This window comes from Paraburkholderia sp. GW821-FHT02A12, from assembly GCF_059422005.1.
The window spans coordinates 1,871,715-1,888,802 of sequence record NZ_JBWKWA010000001.1; the positions used below are offsets into that span (position 1 = coordinate 1,871,715).

At 65.4% G+C, this 17,088-nt stretch carries 17 protein-coding genes; 9 read left to right on the forward strand and 8 right to left on the reverse strand.

The features are described 5' to 3' along the window. The first annotated feature begins 281 nt into the window (after positions 1-281). The gene (locus AC07WT_RS08355) at positions 282-1,346 is read left to right on the forward strand and encodes a LysR family transcriptional regulator (protein ID WP_494946701.1); all 1,065 of its coding nucleotides are present in this window, start codon (positions 282-284) and stop codon (positions 1,344-1,346) included. Between the two features lie 46 nt (positions 1,347-1,392). On the opposite strand, the gene AC07WT_RS08360 is transcribed toward AC07WT_RS08355, so the two are convergent. The 6 genes from AC07WT_RS08360 to AC07WT_RS08385 form a co-directional block, all read right to left on the reverse strand. Beyond that, positions 1,393-1,623, reverse strand: coding sequence for a DUF2795 domain-containing protein (locus tag AC07WT_RS08360; RefSeq protein WP_492590152.1), 231 nt, complete (start codon positions 1,621-1,623; stop codon positions 1,393-1,395). A gap of 172 nt (positions 1,624-1,795) precedes the next feature. Beyond that, positions 1,796-2,050 (reverse strand): hypothetical protein, encoded by a 255-nt coding sequence (locus AC07WT_RS08365; RefSeq protein WP_494946702.1) that lies wholly within the window; start codon positions 2,048-2,050, stop codon positions 1,796-1,798. A gap of 312 nt (positions 2,051-2,362) precedes the next feature. After that, a complete protein-coding gene (locus AC07WT_RS08370) occupies positions 2,363-3,700 on the reverse strand; it encodes a C45 family autoproteolytic acyltransferase/hydrolase (RefSeq protein ID WP_492590148.1) in 1,338 nt (445 codons plus the stop codon). 178 nt (positions 3,701-3,878) lie between these two features. Next, positions 3,879-5,612, reverse strand: coding sequence for a ClcB-like voltage-gated chloride channel protein (locus tag AC07WT_RS08375; protein ID WP_494948404.1), 1,734 nt, complete (start codon positions 5,610-5,612; stop codon positions 3,879-3,881). A gap of 112 nt (positions 5,613-5,724) precedes the next feature. Continuing rightward, entirely contained in the window at positions 5,725-6,462 is a 738-nt protein-coding gene (locus AC07WT_RS08380) for a glutathione S-transferase (RefSeq protein WP_494946703.1), read from the reverse strand. Positions 6,463-6,607: 145 nt separating this feature from the next. Further along, positions 6,608-7,705 (reverse strand): YeiH family protein, encoded by a 1,098-nt coding sequence (locus tag AC07WT_RS08385; protein ID WP_494946704.1) that lies wholly within the window; start codon positions 7,703-7,705, stop codon positions 6,608-6,610. A 120-nt stretch (positions 7,706-7,825) separates the two neighbouring features. Between AC07WT_RS08385 and AC07WT_RS08390 the strand changes: the two genes are divergently transcribed. From AC07WT_RS08390 to AC07WT_RS08425, 8 genes are all read left to right on the forward strand, one after another. Continuing rightward, positions 7,826-8,728, forward strand: coding sequence for a LysR family transcriptional regulator (locus AC07WT_RS08390; protein WP_494948405.1), 903 nt, complete (start codon positions 7,826-7,828; stop codon positions 8,726-8,728). A 244-nt stretch (positions 8,729-8,972) separates the two neighbouring features. Then, on the forward strand, positions 8,973-9,737 hold the full coding sequence (locus AC07WT_RS08395) for a sugar phosphate isomerase/epimerase family protein (protein ID WP_494948406.1): 765 nt from the start codon (positions 8,973-8,975) through the stop codon (positions 9,735-9,737). A 110-nt stretch (positions 9,738-9,847) separates the two neighbouring features. Continuing rightward, entirely contained in the window at positions 9,848-10,984 is a 1,137-nt protein-coding gene (locus AC07WT_RS08400) for a sugar kinase (protein ID WP_494946705.1), read from the forward strand. 101 nt (positions 10,985-11,085) lie between these two features. Then, positions 11,086-12,384 carry an MFS transporter gene (locus AC07WT_RS08405; protein WP_494946706.1) on the forward strand — a complete coding sequence of 433 codons (1,299 nt, stop codon included), beginning with the start codon at positions 11,086-11,088 and terminating at the stop codon, positions 12,382-12,384. Between the two features lie 4 nt (positions 12,385-12,388). Next, complete coding sequence (locus tag AC07WT_RS08410) at positions 12,389-13,354, forward strand: 2-hydroxyacid dehydrogenase (protein WP_494946707.1); 966 nt, start codon at positions 12,389-12,391, stop codon at positions 13,352-13,354. Between the two features lie 22 nt (positions 13,355-13,376). After that, positions 13,377-14,483, forward strand: coding sequence for a LacI family DNA-binding transcriptional regulator (locus AC07WT_RS08415; RefSeq protein WP_494946708.1), 1,107 nt, complete (start codon positions 13,377-13,379; stop codon positions 14,481-14,483). A 60-nt stretch (positions 14,484-14,543) separates the two neighbouring features. Further along, complete coding sequence (locus AC07WT_RS08420) at positions 14,544-15,368, forward strand: YhfC family intramembrane metalloprotease (RefSeq protein WP_494946709.1); 825 nt, start codon at positions 14,544-14,546, stop codon at positions 15,366-15,368. Between the two features lie 60 nt (positions 15,369-15,428). After that, complete coding sequence (locus tag AC07WT_RS08425; protein WP_494946710.1) at positions 15,429-15,794, forward strand: DUF3022 domain-containing protein; 366 nt, start codon at positions 15,429-15,431, stop codon at positions 15,792-15,794. 33 nt (positions 15,795-15,827) lie between these two features. Here AC07WT_RS08425 and AC07WT_RS08430 read toward each other — a convergent pair whose 3' ends face one another. Further along, positions 15,828-16,265, reverse strand: a complete 438-nt coding sequence (locus tag AC07WT_RS08430; protein WP_492595907.1) for a PGDYG domain-containing protein — start codon at positions 16,263-16,265, stop codon at positions 15,828-15,830. Between the two features lie 141 nt (positions 16,266-16,406). Beyond that, entirely contained in the window at positions 16,407-16,922 is a 516-nt protein-coding gene (locus AC07WT_RS08435) for a Spy/CpxP family protein refolding chaperone (protein ID WP_494946711.1), read from the reverse strand. Positions 16,923-17,088 lie beyond the last annotated feature (166 nt).

Sequence of the window (17,088 nt, forward strand, 5' to 3'; positions counted from 1 at the left end):
CGAGCGATGATTTCCGTCGGGCGCTATGGTATCAGAATATAAGGGTTTATACCTAGCCGAGATCCGTAAAAGGCTCTGCAACGGCGTCGCGGGAGCATCGCGAACCTGACCGCGAACCTGACCGCGAACCTGACCGTTTTGTCACGTTCGGGTCAGGGTTGGGACATGGTCGGGTCGATACAATCGGTTTGTTGGGCTGGCCTGAGCGCGTTTTGCCGCTTGGGTTCGACACGCGTGGCGAGTGGCCCGCCGGCCCGCGTTACCGTGGCAGGAGTCGCCCCATGAATCAATTGCAGTCGATGCGCGTGTTCGTCAAAGTGGCCGATCTCGGCAGTTTCGTTCGTGCGGCCGGTGTGCTGGATCTATCCACGGCGGTCGTCACGCGCCACGTCGCCGATCTGGAAGGGCGGCTCGGCACCCGCCTGCTCAATCGCACCACGCGCCGTCTTTCGCTGACCGAGTCCGGCAGGACCTATCTGGAACGGGTGCGCCACATTCTCGACGACCTGGAAGGCGTCGAGCAGATGGTGGTGGCGCGCAATCACGAACCGGTCGGCACGTTGCGGATCGTCGCGCCGGTCGTGTTCGGCCTGCATAGTCTCGCGCCGGTCGTGCAGTCGTACGCCGAGCGCTATCCGGAGGTCGTGCCCGACGTCACGCTGGCGGATCGTCATGCCGATCTGGTCGAAGAGGGCTTCGACGTCGGCATCATGGTCGCGCGGCAGATGCGCAGCGCGAGCATCGTCACGCGGCGTTTGACGACCGGCTACATGACGGTCTGCGCGAGCCCGGCGTATCTGGAGCGGCATGGCACGCCGACGCACCCCGAACATCTGCGCGCGCATCCGTGTTTGAGCCGGCCGGCCGAGCAAGGCGGCGACGAGCGCGTATTCACCGGACCGGACGGCGAGGTGCGCGTGCGGACGACCAATGCGATCGCCGCGAACAATACGGAGATGCTGCGGCAGTTCGCGCTGCTGGGCATGGGCGTGGCGATTTTGCCGAGCTATCTGATCGGCCGCGATCTCGAGTCAGGGCGACTGGTGCCGTTGCTCAGCGATTACCGTCTGCCGAACGTCGAAATCACGATTGCTTATCCGAGCCGCCGTCATTTGCCGGCGAAGGTGCGCACGTTTATCGACCATCTCGTCGAGTATTTCCAGCGCGCCGACGAGTATGCGCGCGACCCGCGACCTGCTGCGCCGCCGCGTGCGGTTGCTGGTACGGTTGCCGGGCTGCCGGCGTATGCCGACGGCGATCGGCCGGTGTCGGCCTCGGCCGGTGAAGCGGTGCGGCCGTTACGCAAGGCGCCGCGCGGAAGGATGGCGGCGGCCTCGCCGGTTTGAGGCGGTTAGCGTGGGCGGGGCGGGTTGTACGCCGCCGGCTCCCCGTTCATGCGCCCAGACCCGGCCCGTAGTTGCCGCCGATCAGACGGGTGACGGATGCCACGTCCGCATAGTCCTGCTCGGGCAAGCCGTCGAGCATCGACAGCACCTCGTTGCTGGCGCCCGCTTCGCGAGCGACGTCGACTAGCGCGTCCTTGTTGGCCGGGAAATGGACTTCGCGCAGTATGTCGGCGATTTGCAGGTCAATCGGTTCGCCGGGAATAGCCGATGCGGTCATGCAGCGCTCCTGTTCTTTTCTCTTCGATGTGAATTTTGCCGCTGGCCGAATGCTCAATACCCGGTGAGAGCCTGCTGGACTTCGCCTGAAGTTTGCCGCCCGTGGTTTGCCGGCCCCGCGCCGGGGCGGCGCAAAAACCCGCCTGCCAGGCGCCACCAGGCGCCGCCAGGCATCAAGTCTGGAGATGCTCGTTCTGTCCGGCGAAGCTTCGGTCCAGATGTCGCGACTTGGGCAGCGCGATATGTTGCCATTGTTGCGGACGGATGTCGTCCGTGGCGGCGACGTCCGGCGCCGCAGGGGCGACCGGGGCGGCGTTGGCGCGTTCGGCCAGGCTGCCGGCGGCGGTGCTGTCGGGCGCGGTGTGAACCGGCGCGGCAAAGCACGAGGCCGACAGCGTCACCATCGTCATCAGTGTCGAGGTTTTCATCGCCCGACCTCCTAAGCTCATGCGGCGCTAACGGCTTGGCAAGCGCTGTGCCGTCCCCGCGTCGAAAAGACGGCCCAGTCTTCGCACGGCGCTGCTGTTCGCGGCCGGTGTGCCTCTATCATCTTAGATGGCAAATTTGCGCAACGCCCGCGCAAATGCGACAAAACCAGGTTGTCGGTTTCAAATGATGGCAGGAAAAAGGCAGATCCGTCGCGAACGGTCGTGCCGGGTTTGTGTTGCGACGCAGCACGGCGCGGCAACACCGCAGCGCAGCGTGCCACGGCTCGTTCACCCAGTGCGGAGGATTGGCCTCTAGCGCAAAACCTCGAAGCGCGTCCAGGGCCACGATGGCCGGTCGCGCATATACCCGTTGAGCCAGTTCCACTGCGGATGGCGTTTCATGAACGCTTGCGCGTCGAACGGCCGCCCGCACGGATGGCCCCAGCGCGCACTGAACGACATATTGCGCGCCATTTCGCTGTCGGCCACTTTGCCGTCGTTGGCGCCCCACGGATTGAAGGGCCCGTGATCGGTGCCGCCGAAGCGCGCGTCGTCCAGTTCCAGGTGTCCGCAGATGGTGCGCGAGCACGGGTTGTCGTTGCGGTCGAGATAGACGTCGTGATGATCCGCGATCATCTGCTTGGCGAGTTCGACGTCGATCTTGCCGTGATGGATTTCCTCCAGTTGCATGAAACGCAAGCGCCGCGCGCCGTTCTTGCGCACGTCCGTATAGTCCTCGCCTTCGCCGATGCATTCCTGGTTGCGGATCTTCAGATCGGTCGCGGTGTTGTAGCCGCTGTAGAAACCGTCCTTGGTGCTTTCGAAGCCGGAATAGTGCAGCCCGAGTTCGTAGCGGGCGATCTCGCCGGTTTTGGTGTCGCCGAGCAGCCAGCTGTTCGCATAGCCGCCGTTATTGGCGATCGCGAACATCTCGCACCATTCGCCGATGCTGTTCGCGTACTGCGACGCGCGCCGCGAGCGGTAGAACTCCGGCGCGCCCGCCGCGTTGTAGCCAGCAAAGTTGGAGATGGTGGTTTCGGTCACCATCAGGCCGGCGGCCGTCACCCAGAAATCGGTGAGACTGGAGATGCAGCCGGGCAGGCCCTGCATCAGGATCCGGTTGCCGCGATCCGGCACGATGTCGAACACCACGTTGAACGCGTCGCCCGCGGCGTAGCGGTCCCACGAGTTGTGCGCCATCACGATGCGGCCGTCGCGCGTGGCCTTGCCGGTGGCGATGAACGCGCTGCAATGATGGCCGCGCCGCCCGCGCCACGGTTTCAGCCCGAGCCGCGGTTGCTGCTGCGCGGCGTAGGTAGGCCACCAGCTTTGCAGCAGATCCATGTAGCCGTTCCACGCCAGCACCTCCGCGAACGGCAGCTTTGCGCCGTCGGCGATGCCCTGGATTTCGTCGGCGAATTCGGTGTCGAGTTTGTTGGCGAACTGCGAGACGGCAGCGTTGACGAAGGTATCGAAGTCTTCGCCGGTATCCCACTTCGCGAGGTAGCGGGCGGTGCGGATCGCGTTCTGGATTTCAGTGGCGAGCAACTGGCCGTGCTGCTCGCCGCGATCGTACGGCTCGCCTTCGATATGCAGAAAAATCCAGCCCGCCTGATCGCGGCGCACGGCATCGAGGGAAGGTTCGCTCATCTTCGCTCCGATCGAAGGGCGGGCGTCTCGGTGCGCCCGTCTTGGCGTAACGCGCGCTGCGTGCAATCGCCGCAGCGTCTTCCCCATTGTAGAGAATCTGGCGCGCTTTGCACGGCGCGCGATGCGTCCGTTGGCGCGGCGCCGAACGGTACGCGTGCGGCGTGACGGAAGCACAGTTCTAGCGGGTCGGATTCATGCGGAAATACGCATCGAGCAGCGAGGTCTTATAGACCACGCCCGCGAGCGTCGGATGCGCGGTGCTTTCGATCACCGGCAGCCGCTCGCCCTGGAACGCCATGAAGTGCTGCAGTGCAACGCCGAGCGGCATGTCGGGCGTGAGCACATCGAAATGCGGCTGCAAATAGTCGGCGGCGGTTTTCGTGGCGGTGTCGCGCTTGTCGAGTAGATCGGACGTGATGTCCTTCAGTGCGACCACGCCGAGAAACGCGCCGGATTCGTTGGCGACGTACAGATACTTCACCGGATATTCGAGGAACACGCGTGTCATGTCGTGCACAGTCGCGTTGGGCGGCACCACGGTTTCAGCGGGACGGATCAGCTCGCGCATCTGCGTCGCACGCAGCCGCGAGCGCTCCTGTTCCTCACGATTGCGGCGCAGCGTGATTTCGTACATCGAAGTCTTCGCAATCGCGCGCGACACGAAATAGGCGACCACGCACGAGAGCATCAGCGGCAGCACGACCTGATAGCTGAGCGTCATTTCGAAGATCATCAGGATCGCCATCAATGGCGCCTGGGTGGCGCCGGCCAGAAACGCGCCCATGCCGACCATCGCATACGCGAACGGCGCCGAGGTGCCGTGCGGCCACAGCGCATGCATGCCCTGGCCGAACAGCGAGCCCACCACCGCGCCGACGAAGAGCGTCGGCGTGAACACGCCGCCGACCGCGCCGGAACCGGCGGTGGCCGCGGTGGCGACGAGCTTGAACACCAGCACGAGGACGAGCGCGCCCCCGCTCCACGGCGAGTGCAGAATCGAGTTGACGACGCTATAGCCGTTGCCCCACACCTCGGGCGACCACACCGACAGAATGCCGACCATCAGGCCGCCGAGCGCGAGCCGCACCGGCAGCGGTAACGGCAGCTTGCGAAAGCCCGCCTTCGAGACATCGAGCAGCCGCAGGAATTGCGGCGCGGCCGCGCCGCACAGTACGCCGAGCGCGACGAACAACAGCACTTCGACGCCCGCCACCGGCGGGAACACGGGCATCTCGTACGGCGGCTTGTAGCCGGTGAATTCACGCATCGTGATGTTGGCGACCACCGCCGCGACCACCACCGGCCCAAAGCTTTCCATCGCGATCGAGCCGAGCACGATCTCGGTGACAAAAAAAGCGCCGGCAATCGGCGCGCTATAAGCGGATGTAATCCCGGCCGCGGCCCCGCACGCCACCAGCAGCCGCAGACTCGCCGGATCGAAATGCACCCAGCGGCCGATCAGCGACGCGGCCAGCGCCGCCAGTTGCACCATCGGACCTTCGCGGCCGATCGAGCCGCCGCTCGAAATCGTGAACAGCGACGACACGCTGCGCCACAAGCTCAGCTTCACCGGCACCACGCCGTCGCCGATCGCGACCGCTTCCATGTAGTCGATGTGATTGCATTTGGCGGCGTAACGCCGCGCGATCAGCAGAAAGACGCCGGCGATCAGGCCGCCCGCGGCCGGCAGCCATACACGCACGGTCCACGGCAGGCCGCGCGCCATTTCGACGAAACTGCCGGATTTGCCGGACACCGCGAGTTGCAGCAGCGCGATGCCTTCGCGAAAGAGGATCGTCGCGAACGCACCCGCGACGCCGACCACCACCGACCAGACCAGCATCGTGTGGGCATCGGAAAGGCGGAACAGGCGTTGGGCGCGGGTGCGCAGCTTCAGCAGAAATGAAAGCACGTCGGCAGTGGAGGGCGTGATGGGTGGATGAAAAGCGCGCACGGCAACAGCATCGCGCCCGCTATCGTAAGCGGGCGCGATGCTGTTGCCGTGCGCAGGAGGGCGGCGCGGATCAAGCCGACGCCTTGTCGAGTTCGGGGTAGTGCCGGAAGATGCAGGCCTCGTTATGTGCGATGCGCCGGTCGGACTCGAGATACGCGGCGATGTTCGGCCGCGCCATCACCGCGTCGTGCAGCGCGGCGAGGCGCGGAAAGTGTTCGCCGAACCGCTGGAGCGCGCGCGGAAACGCATACAGCAGGCCGTCGATCAGCTGGAACATCGACAGGTCGACGTAAGTCAGCGCGTCGCCCACCATGAACTGAGCGCCGGCCGGATTCTGCTTGAGCACGCGCTCGAAGTACTTCATGAACTTCGGAATCCGGTTGTCGATGAAGTCGTGCGCGCGCAGTTTTGCGGCGTCTTTCTGGTCTTCGTAGTAGAGGCCGGTGGCGAGCGGATGATGCGTGTCGTGCGCTTCGGTGACGACGTCGGCGATCGTCAGTTGCAGGCCGTTGGCGACGTAGCGCAGGCCCTCGACGGCAGGCGCCAGGTTCAGGCGCGGGCCCAGGTAGAACAGGATGTTGGCGGTCTGCGAGATCACCAGATCGCCGTCTTTCAGAAACGGCGGCGCGAACGGCGGATACGGCTCGTCGGCGCTCTTCATCACCGACATCATCGCGCTCGTGCCGAGGCCCTCGGCCTTCTTGCCGCGCGCCACTTCCACATAGTCGGCGCCGGCTTCTTCCAGCGCGAGCCGCACGAATTCGCCGCGGCCTTGCAAGCCGTCCCAATAGTAAAGTTCCAGGCTCATCGGTCGATCCTCATTCCGGTTGCATGAACGGGTTTGCGTGAACGGGTTACGTCAGCAGCCAGTATGCCGTGTGAGCATGTCGGATTGTTCTCCTGAATGCGCAAAACCCCGCGCGCGGCGGGGTGGGTTTGCAGGCGAGGGCGGCTTAACCGAGCAGGTGCTGGACAGTCCACGTGATCCCCAGTCCGCCGGCAATCAGCCACACATACAGGATCAGGCCGGTGGTCAGCGCGCGGGGCCCGGCCTGACGAATCTGCGAGATGCGGGTTTCGATGCCGAGCGCGGTCATGGCCATCGTCAGCGCGAAGGTGTCGAGCGTATTCAGCGTGTTCGTCGCGGTGTCCGGCAACACATGCAGCGAATTGATCACGACGAAGGCGAGGAAACCGAGCGCGAACCAGGGTATCGCCAGCTTGCGCGGTGCTTGCTGTGCGCCGTCGTGCGCCGTGGCCGAAGTGGATGCCGTTGCGCGGCGGGCCGAGCGGTTCACCCACATACCGATCGCCAGCAGCACCGGCACCAGCAGCATCACGCGGGTCATCTTGACGATGGTCGCGACGTGGGTCGCTTCCGGGCTCACATTGCTGGCCGCGCCGACCACCTGCGCGACTTCATGAATCGTGCCGCCGAAAAAGAGGCCCGCGCCGACCGTGTCGAGATGCAGCCAGCCTGCCTTGAACAGCACAGGGTAGAGGAACATCGACAGCGTGCCGAACAGCACCACGCTGCCGACCGCCATCGCGCTCTTGTGCGGCTTCGATTGCAGCGTGGATTCGAAGGCGAGCACGGCCGCCGCGCCGCAGATCGCGCTGCCGGCCGCGGTCAGGAGCGCCGTGTCGCGATCGAGCTTCATGATCCTCATGCCGGCCCACGTGCCGATGACAAGCGTGCTCACCACGATCAGCACTGATTCCGCGAGGCCGGGCAGACCGACCTGGGCGATTTCCTGCAAGCTCACGCGCAGGCCGAAAAACGCGACGGCGATGCGCAGCAGCTTGCGCGCCGAGAAGTTGACGCCGGCCGCCCAGCTTGCGGGCATGCCGTCGCGCAGCGCGTTGCCATAGATGGCGCCCGCCACGATGCCGACGATCAGCGGGCTCAAACCCAGACCGGCGACGGCTGGAATTGACGCGATGCGGGTCACGGCGGCGGCAAACAGCGCAACGAACAGAATGCCGTTGAGTTGGCCGCGAGTCGAAGACCCGGTTGATGCGGCAGTGGCGGTGAGATGAGCGGTGGACATGGCGTAGCGCCTTTCTGTGACTGTCTTGATTCGATGGGCCTAATCCTAAATTAGATATATCAATATGAAAAATCGTGATTTAGAATGCAAAGTATCGGTTGAGCTGATACATTGACCATCATGACCCCGGATCAACTTATAACGTTCGCCGCTGTCGCCGAGCATCGCAATATCAGCCGGGCCGCTGTGGCGCTGCATCTGTCGCAGCCGGCAGTGTCCGGGCAATTGCGGCAGTTGCAGGACGAATTCGGCGAACCGCTGTACCAGCGCGACGGCCGCGGCGTGCGGCTCACGCCCGCCGGCGAGCAGCTCGCCAGCTACGCCACGCGGCTGCGCGACACGTGGCGCCAGGCGCACGCGTACCGCGACGCGTTGCGCGGCATGGAGCAGGGCACCTTGCGCATCGGCGCGAGCACCACGCCGGCCAGTTATCTGCTGCCCTACCTGATCGCCGACTTTCATCGTCGCTATCCGGACGTGTCGTTGCATACCGCCGACGGCAACACCACGGAAATCGTCGGCGCACTCGATTCGGTGGACGTTGCGATGATCGAAGGGCCGGTCGGCTCGGATCTGCCGCCGGACACCGCGGTGCACGCGTGGCGCGAGGACGAGATCGTCGCGATCATGCCGCGCGCGCATCCCCTCGCGCAGCCGGGCGGCGCGGCCGGCGAGGGCGGCCGGGTGGAACTGGCGGCGTTCGGCGCACATCCGCTGGTGTTGCGCGAAGCCGGGTCGGGCGTGCGGCAGCTCGTCGAGCGGGCTTTTGCGCGGGCCGGCGTGCCGATGCGCGTGGCGCTGGAGATTGCCGGGGTCGAAGGCGTCAAGGAAGCGGTGCGGGCGGGCATGGGCATCGGCTTCGTCTCGGCCATGTCGATGCGGCACGAAGACGGCGCGCTGTGCCTGTTCTCGCTGAGCCCCGAGCCCTTGACGCGGCGGCTGTCGATTCTGGTGCCCCACGCGAGCGCGCCCTCGCGGGTGTTGCAGCGGTTTCTCGCGCTGTGTCTGGCGGACGGTTCCTGATCGCCGGGCCTCGGGCGTTCCTATTCGGCGTCGCCCGGCGTCCCACGCTGGCGTCCAGGGCTGGCGACCCAATCCGGCGTCCAAAGCTAGCCTTTCAGGCTGGCGCCTGGGGATTTCCACTATGGTGCGTTCCCATCGCCTCGGCGCACTATTCGCACACCAAAGCGCAACGGCGCTTTTTTTAGATCGCAGTTTGGAACCGGTTCCATATGCCGGTGCGGAAACGGGGCTGGGTAAATTCGACATGGCTGATGTGGTGATTGTCGCAAGTGCATTCGGAATGGACGCGGTTCGCGCCGGCGGCCACGTGAAGTGGACGAGCGTGAGCGCGGCGGCTGGCGCCGGCGGTTTCGAGGTGCGCCGCGAGTTGTTCGCGAGCGATGCCGACGCCTCCGTTGAAGCGCTGCGCTCGCTGGGCAACGCAATGGCGAAACTCGGCTTGTGGTCGGTTTACTCAACGCCGGATTCGCTCTACACGGCCGAAGGCGTGCTCGATATCTATGCCTTGCGTCTCGCCGTGACCGAGGCCGCGGCACTCGGCGCGCGTTTTGTGAAATTGCAGCTTGGCGGCTTTGCCACGCAAGCGAACGGCGCGGCGATTGCGGCTTGCGTGCGCGGGATGAAGCCGCGGCTCGTCGTCGAAAATGGTCAGCTGGAGCAGGGCGGCTCGCTCGCGCAATTCGTCGGCCTGTTCGATGCGTTGGCGCGCGAAGGCTACGCCGGCGTGCTCGGCATGACGTTCGATGTCGGCAACTGGTTGTGGCGCGGTGTCGCGCCGCTCGACGCCGCGCAGCAACTTGCGGCGCATGTCGAATACGTTCATTGCAAGACGATGACCGGCGAGGGCGCACGCCGCTTCGCGAGCGCGCCGGCCGCGGACGACGCGCAGTTCGCGGCGGTGCTCGCCAGCTTGCCGCACGATGTGCCGCGCGCCATCGAGTTTCTCTTCGATGCCACGCGCATCGAGGCCGACGCGGCGCATTACGTCGCGTGGCTGGCCGCTGCTTGAGCAGCTCGTAGGACCTGAGAGAACGACAAAAAACGCGGTAAAAAACGCGCGCAGCAGAAGAGAACACAGCAGCAGAAGAGAACCCGCAGCAGAAGAACGCAGGAGCAAGCATGAACGAGACAACCCGGATACCCGCAGCACTCGACGTCGTCACCTACGGCGAAGCGATGGCCATGTTCGTGGCCGCCGAAACCGGCCCGCTCGCCGGCGTCGGGCAGTTCACGAAGCGTGTCGCGGGCGCCGATCTGAACGTGGCGATCGGTCTTGCGCGACTCGGTTTCAGGGTCGGCTGGATGAGCCGTGTCGGCAGCGATTCGTTCGGCCAGTATGTGCGCGACACCTTGCGCAAAGAAGGTATCGACCAGCGCTGCGTCACCACCGACGAGCGCTACCCAACCGGCTTCCAGATGAAGTCGAAATGCGACGACGGCAGCGATCCGGCGGTCGAATACTTCCGCAAGGGCTCGGCCGCGAGCCACCTGTCGCTGGCCGACTACGCGGCGGATTACGTGCTGCCCGCGCGTCACCTGCATCTGACCGGCGTGGCGCCGGCGATCTCGGCAAGCTCGCGTGAACTCGCGTTTCATCTGGCGCGTGAAATGCGCGCTGCCGGCAAGACGATTTCGTTCGATCCGAACCTGCGCCCGACGCTCTGGCCGTCGCGCGCCGCGATGGTCGAAGGCCTGAACGCGCTTGCGGCGTTGGCCGACTGGGTGCTGCCGGGCATCGGCGAGGGCGGGATTCTGACCGGCTACACGAAGCCGGACGACATCGCGCGTTTCTATCTCGACCACGGCGCGCGCGGCGTGATCATCAAGCTCGGCGCGCAAGGCGCGTACTTCCGTACCGCCGACGACGCCGGCGTGGTCGTGTGCAAGCCGGTCGCGAGGGTGGTGGATACGGTGGGCGCGGGCGACGGTTTCGCCGTCGGCGTGATCAGCGCGCTGCTCGAAGGCAAGCCGCTGCCGCAAGCGGTGGCGCGCGGCAACCGGATCGGCGGGCTGGCGATTCAGGTGATCGGCGACTCCGAAGGCCTGCCGAGCCGCGCGGAACTCGACGCGCTGGAACTCGCCGATGCGAAGGCACCTGCCGATGCGAAGGCACCTGCCGATGAGAAGGCACCTGCCGATGAGAAGGCACCTGCCGATGAGAAGGCACCTGCCGATGAGAAGGCACCTGCCGATGCGAAGGCACTTGCCGATGCGAAGTCACTTGCCGACGCGCCGCCCATCGCGACCGCGGCTTGACCGTCCGCCGCCGCACGCAACGAATTCGATAACGACAAGAGCGCTCGGACAGCGCCCCAGCACCCCTCATCATCGTTTCGGGAAGCAGTAAGGAGACACCCATGACTTCATCGCTTGCGATTCGCCGTTGGTGGACGATCATGCCGATCGTATTCATCACCTATAGCCTCGCTTATCTCGACCGCGCGAACTACGGTTTTGCGTCGGCCGCCGGCATCAATCAGGATCTCGGCATCAGCAAAGGGCTGTCGTCGCTGATCGGCGCGCTGTTCTTTCTCGGCTATTTCTTCTTCCAGATTCCCGGTGCGATCTACGCGGAACGGCGCAGCGTCAAGAAACTGGTGTTCTGGAGCCTGATCCTGTGGGGCGGCTGCGCGGCGCTGACCGGGATGGTCAGCAACATTCCGTCGCTGATGGTGATCCGCTTCGTGCTCGGCGTGGTCGAAGCCGCCGTGATGCCCGCGATGCTGATCTTCATCAGCAACTGGTTCACCAGGCGCGAGCGCTCGCGCGCCAACACCTTCCTGATTCTCGGCAATCCGGTGACGGTGCTGTGGATGTCAGTGGTGTCCGGCTATCTGGTGCACTCGTTCGGCTGGCGTCACATGTTCATCGCCGAGGGCGCGCCCGCGATCCTGTGGGCCGTGTGCTGGTGGTTCATCGTGAAGGATAAGCCGCAGCAGGTGTCGTGGCTCACGCAGCAGCAAAAGGACGATCTCGCCGAAACGCTGCGCGCCGAACAGGCCGCGATCAAGCCGGTGCGCAATTACAGCGAAGCCTTTCGCACGCCCGCGGTGATCAAGCTGTGCGCGCAATATTTTTGCTGGAGCATCGGCGTGTATGGTTTCGTGCTGTGGCTGCCGTCGATCCTGAAGAACGGTTCGACGCTCGGCATGGTCGAAACCGGCTGGCTCTCGGCGCTGCCGTATCTGGCCGCGACGATCGCGATGCTTGCCGCTTCGTGGGCATCGGATAAACTCAACCGCCGCAAAGTGTTCGTGTGGCCGTTCCTGCTGGTCGGCGCGGCGGCGTTCGCGGCGTCGTACGCGCTCGGCTCGACGCACTTCTGGATCTCGTACGCGCTGCTGGTGATCGCCGGCGCCGCAATGTACGCGCCGTACGGACCGTTCTTCGCGATCGTGCCGGAGCTGCTGCCGAAGAACGTCGCGGGCGGCGCGATGGCGCTGATCAACAGCATGGGTGCGCTCGGTTCGTTTGTCGGCTCGTATGTGGTCGGCTATCTGAATGGCGCGACGGGCTCGCCTGCGGCGTCCTATGCGTTTATGAGCGTGGCGCTGGTCGCCGCGGTGATCCTGACGCTGATCGTCAAACCGCAGCCGCAGCCGCAGCCGCAGCCGTTGACTACGCCTGTGCTCGCTACACCGTTGCAAGGAAAATAAGCTGATGAAGAAGATCGTCGCCTGGAAGGCGCTGCCCGAAGACGTGCTCGCGTATCTGCAACAGCATGCGGAAGTCGTGCAGGTCGACCCCGCCCGGCACGACACGTTCGTCGCCGCATTGAAGGACGCGGACGGCGGCATCGGTTCGAGCGTGAAGATCACTCCGGCGATGCTCGAAGGCGCGACCCGGCTGAAGGCATTGTCGACCGTCTCGGTGGGCTTCGACCAGTTCGACGTTGCCGACCTGACGCGCCGCGGCATCCTGCTCGCGCACACGCCGGAAGTGCTGACCGAATCCACCGCCGATACGGTGTTCTCGCTGATCCTCGCGTCGGCGCGCCGGGTGGTCGAACTCGCGGAATGGGTGAAGGCGGGCAACTGGCAGCGCAGCATCGGGCCGGCGCTGTTCGGCGTGGACGTGCAGGGCAAGACGCTCGGCATCATCGGGCTGGGGCGGATCGGCAGCGCGGTCGCGCGCCGCGCGGCGCTCGGTTTCAACATGAAGGTGCTGTACACGAACCAGGCCGCGAACCCGCACGCTGAACAGGCGTACGGCGCGCGGCGCGTCGAGTTGCCGGAGCTGCTCGCGAGCGCGGACTTCGTCTGTCTGCAAGTGCCGTTGACGCCCGAGACGAGGCACATGATCGGCGCGGCGGAGCTCGAGTCGATGAAGAAAAGCGCGATTCTCATCAATGCATCGCGCGGCGCCACGGTCGATGAACAAGCGCTGATCGAGGCGCTGCAAAACGGCACCATCCACGGCGCGGGTCTCGACGTGTTCGAGACCGAACCGCTGCCGGCCGATTCGCCGCTGCTGAAAATGCCGAACGTGGTCGCGCTGCCGCACATCGGCTCGGCGACCCACGAAACCCGCCATGCGATGGCGCGCAACGCGGCGGAAAATCTCGTCGCCGCGCTCGACGGCACGCTCGCCGCCAATATCGTCAACCGCGAAGTCTTGGGTCGATGAGACGCCTATGAGTGAGGCGCACATGAGCACGACGCCCGTTGCCGCTCCGCGCCGCGCGACGATCACCGACGTCGCGCGCGAAGCCGGCACCGGCAAGACCAGCATTTCGCGCTATCTGAACGGCGAGATGAGCGTGCTGTCGCCGGCGTTGCGCGCGCGCATCGAGGCGGCGATCGCGCGGCTCGACTATCAGCCGAACCAGATGGCGCGCGGCCTGAAGCGTGGCCGCAACCGGCTGATCGGCATGCTGCTCGCCGACCTGACCAATCCGTACACGGTCGAAGTGCTGCAAGGCGTCGAAGCGGCGTGCCACGCGCTCGGGCTGATGCCGCTGATCTGCCACGCGGCCAATGAAGTCGAAATGGAGCGGCGCTATCTGCAACTGCTGACCACCTATCGCGTGGAAGGCGTGATCGTCAACGCGCTCGGCGTGCGCGAAGAAACGCTGCGGCCGGTGGGCGGCGGCGGGATTCCGGCGGTGCTGGTCGACCGTACGGTGGAGGGCCTCGTCGCCGACATGGTCGGGTTGGACAACCGGGCGGCGGCCGAGCTCGGTACGCGGCATCTGCTTGAAAACGGCTTCGACGAGATCTGGTTTGTCGTGCAGCCGTTCGAGCAGGTCAGCTCGCGGCAACTGCGCGAGGCGGCGTTTCGCGAGGTGATGAGCGGCCAGAAAGGGCAAAAAGGGCACAGCGGGAAGGGTGGGGAGGGTGGGAAGAGCGGCGCGCGCGGGCATACGCTGGTGCTGAATCTTGCCGATCCTGCGGCGGTCGAACGCAGTCTCGCCGAGCTGGACCACGCGCTGGAGGCGGCAGCGAGCGATGGCGGCCGTGCGCGCAAGCCGGGCCGCGTCGCCTTGTTCGCGGCCAATGCGCCGGTCGCGCTGTGCCTCGCGCTGCATCTGAAAGCGCGTTACGGCGCGGACTGGCAAGCCCGCGTCGCGCTGTTGTCGATCGACGACCCGGAGTGGGCCGAATTGACCGGCGTCACGACGATCCGCCAGCCGACCTACGAGATCGGCTACCGCGCGGTCGAGTTTCTGCATGAGCGCATCGAGGGTGTCCAGACCGCGGCGCGCGACTGCCTGCTGCCAGGCGAATTGATCGTCCGCGCGTCAACTTCGCGCTGATCTGCGATCATGCGGGCTGCGGCGCGCAGCGGGTGCGCACCGGTCATCGCAAGGAAACTCATGGTTGTTGCACCGCTTACTCTCTCGAGCCTCGCCCTCGCGACGCTGTTGGTCGCCGCCTTACCGTTCATTCTGTATCGCCGTCTACGCCGGCCGTTCGCGCTGAACCCGCGCGACGCGATTGTCGGCATCGCCGTGTTCGCGCTATTCGCGATGGTGATCGAGCGCGCGCTGAACGACTACGTGCTGCTTCGGAACGAGGCGACGGCCACCTTCCTGTCGAATCCGCTGGCATTCGTGGTGTACGGCGCGCTGGTCGCGGGTATCTGCGAGGAAGTGGGGCGTTTCATCGGCATGCGCCTGATGCTCAAACGCGCGGCGGCGAAGCCGGCATCCGCCGCGGCGTCCGCTGCCGAGGTTGCGGGCGACGGCACCGCGCTCACTTACGGCCTTGGCCACGGCGGCGCCGAAGCGTGGCTCGTCGGCGTGCTGATACAGGTGCAGTGGCTCCTGTTCGCGGTCTTCGAGAATCGCGGCGAGCTCGACGGTTACCTGAGCAATCTGCCGGCCGATTCGCTGATGCGCATTCACCTGATCCTTGCCAGCCTGAGTCCGCAGACGGCCGGCATTTTCGCGCTCGAGCGGGTGGCCGCGCTGGTGTTCCAGATCGGTCTGTCGGTGTTGATGTGGCGCGGCGTGCGGGCGGGCTGGCGAGGTATCCTGCCGCTGGCAATCGTTCTGCACGCGCTGGTCGACGTGCCCGCCGCGCTATTCCAGGCGAACCTCGTGCCGCTCGCGGCGGTGGACGGAGCGTACGCGCTGGGGGCGCTCGTTGTCGCCGGCTGGCTCGTCAAAGTGTTCCGGCGGCCGGCCTTGGCCGCTTGATTGCGCTGTCGCGTAGATCGCTGCGCGTATCATCGACGAATTTCTAATCTTCGGCCCCTCATGGAAGCTTACCAATACGATTGCGCGAATCCCGAGTTCGAGGAACTGGCGCGCGTCATCAGCGATCTGTTCCCCGAGCAGACCCAGTTCGTGCAGCGCCTGGCCGACGAAGGCACCCCGGCGCTGGCGATTCACTGGGTCGCCATGCGTTTCGGGGCGGCCGCGCGCCGGATCGTGATGAACGTGGTGATCGCGCCGCCCGCGTGGGCGCGCTATCGCGCGTTGCCGGCGCGGCTGCGCGGCCGGAGTTTCGCGGTGCTGCGGGCGTATGTCGAAGCGAGCATCGGCTCGCTCGAAGAGCAGTACGCGAACGGCGAGACGGTGCCGCGCGATGTCATCGTAGAGTTGGGCGATGAGTTTGCTTGACGCGGTGGGAGCATTGATTGACGCTCGCGGGCGTCAGTCCGCGCGCCGATAGACTTTCGCGAAGCGCGCGGCCTGCACCACGCCGTAGTCGCCGGGGGCGTATTGCATGATCCAGTCGCCGGCTGCGCCGTGCAGTACATCGCCGCCGTCTGCCGAGCGGGCGAGCGAGAACGCTTCATTCATCTGCTTCGCCAACACGACCGCCGGACGGTTCCGGTAAGCGCCCGGCTCGCCGTGCGCGAGCGCGCCATCCGCCGGTAGGTATTTGGCGTCGAAGCGTTCGCGCGACACCACCCAGCGGTCGCCTGTCGAGCCCGTGATCAGCGCATCGCCGCGAGCATAACGGTTCGGGCCTTCGAGGCTCATCAATTCGCCTTCGGCGGCGGCGAATTCCACGCCGACGATTTCGTTTTTGACGACGCGTTGGGTGGCTGCGTCGGTACGCAGGTCGAGGTTTTTGAGTTCGGTCATGAAGCGAGTGGGTGATGGTGTTGGAAAGACAGCGCCAGGGCCATGCGCCCATGCGCTGATGGTCCCGAGCACTCGCATCATGCCAGATGGATTCGGAGATTGATGTTTTTCGACTCGCGCTGCGCGCGCCAACCCCAACCCTTAAGGCTTCGCACCGGCATCATCAGCCGGCGCCTGCTTGCCGGCACCCTTGCCATAATGCCGATGCCCACCACCCATCGCGCCGCCGGGCTGACGGAAGGTCACGTCAGCAAGCTTCTTCTGTTCCGGCGAAAAGCTGCTATACAGCGGATCAAACGCGTCGACCAGTTTCTTCATGCCATCCGCATGAGCCTGCGCGATAGTCGTGTACTGCTTCATATCGTCCGGCGCGGACAGGTTCGCGGCAGCCTTGCGCTGCTCAAACAGCTGGCCCATCGTCTGGCCGTTGTTGCGCATGACATCGGCGAACGCGTTCCATTGCGGTTCCTGTGCCGAAGTGATCTTCAACTGCGTGTGCAGATAGGCGATGCGGTCTTCGACATTGCGCTCGTGGCCGGCTTTGGCAGCGGGTGCCGAAGCGGCGGCGCTCACCGGTGCCGAAGCCGGCGCGGAAGTTTGTGCGAATGCACCGCTCATGGCGAGAGCGGAGGCCAGCGTAACCAGTGCTTTTTTCATCGAAATTCCTGATGTCTGTTCGTATCGGGACAACGCGCGCAAGGCGAGCGGCACGCCGCGCGTCAGCCCTTGGGCGACGCCAGGCGGCCGGCTGACTGCTTCGCCGTCGCCGCTATTAGTATCACGATATCCCTACAATGCGGCTCTTGTGCGACAAACGCTTACA

Coding starts and splice junctions, on each gene's coding strand:
- AC07WT_RS08385 (WP_494946704.1), bottom strand. CDS start 7,705: ATGTCCACCGCTCATCTCACCGCCACTGCCGCATCAACCGGGTCTTCG.
- AC07WT_RS08380 (WP_494946703.1), bottom strand. CDS start 6,462: ATGAGCCTGGAACTTTACTATTGGGACGGCTTGCAAGGCCGCGGCGAA.
- AC07WT_RS08355 (WP_494946701.1), top strand. CDS start 282: ATGAATCAATTGCAGTCGATGCGCGTGTTCGTCAAAGTGGCCGATCTC.
- AC07WT_RS08365 (WP_494946702.1), bottom strand. CDS start 2,050: ATGAAAACCTCGACACTGATGACGATGGTGACGCTGTCGGCCTCGTGC.
- AC07WT_RS08435 (WP_494946711.1), bottom strand. CDS start 16,922: ATGAAAAAAGCACTGGTTACGCTGGCCTCCGCTCTCGCCATGAGCGGT.
- AC07WT_RS08425 (WP_494946710.1), top strand. CDS start 15,429: ATGGAAGCTTACCAATACGATTGCGCGAATCCCGAGTTCGAGGAACTG.
- AC07WT_RS08405 (WP_494946706.1), top strand. CDS start 11,086: ATGACTTCATCGCTTGCGATTCGCCGTTGGTGGACGATCATGCCGATC.
- AC07WT_RS08395 (WP_494948406.1), top strand. CDS start 8,973: ATGGCTGATGTGGTGATTGTCGCAAGTGCATTCGGAATGGACGCGGTT.
- AC07WT_RS08400 (WP_494946705.1), top strand. CDS start 9,848: ATGAACGAGACAACCCGGATACCCGCAGCACTCGACGTCGTCACCTAC.
- AC07WT_RS08415 (WP_494946708.1), top strand. CDS start 13,377: ATGAGCACGACGCCCGTTGCCGCTCCGCGCCGCGCGACGATCACCGAC.
- AC07WT_RS08390 (WP_494948405.1), top strand. CDS start 7,826: ATGACCCCGGATCAACTTATAACGTTCGCCGCTGTCGCCGAGCATCGC.
- AC07WT_RS08430 (WP_492595907.1), bottom strand. CDS start 16,265: ATGACCGAACTCAAAAACCTCGACCTGCGTACCGACGCAGCCACCCAA.
- AC07WT_RS08370 (WP_492590148.1), bottom strand. CDS start 3,700: ATGAGCGAACCTTCCCTCGATGCCGTGCGCCGCGATCAGGCGGGCTGG.
- AC07WT_RS08420 (WP_494946709.1), top strand. CDS start 14,544: ATGGTTGTTGCACCGCTTACTCTCTCGAGCCTCGCCCTCGCGACGCTG.
- AC07WT_RS08410 (WP_494946707.1), top strand. CDS start 12,389: ATGAAGAAGATCGTCGCCTGGAAGGCGCTGCCCGAAGACGTGCTCGCG.
- AC07WT_RS08360 (WP_492590152.1), bottom strand. CDS start 1,623: ATGACCGCATCGGCTATTCCCGGCGAACCGATTGACCTGCAAATCGCC.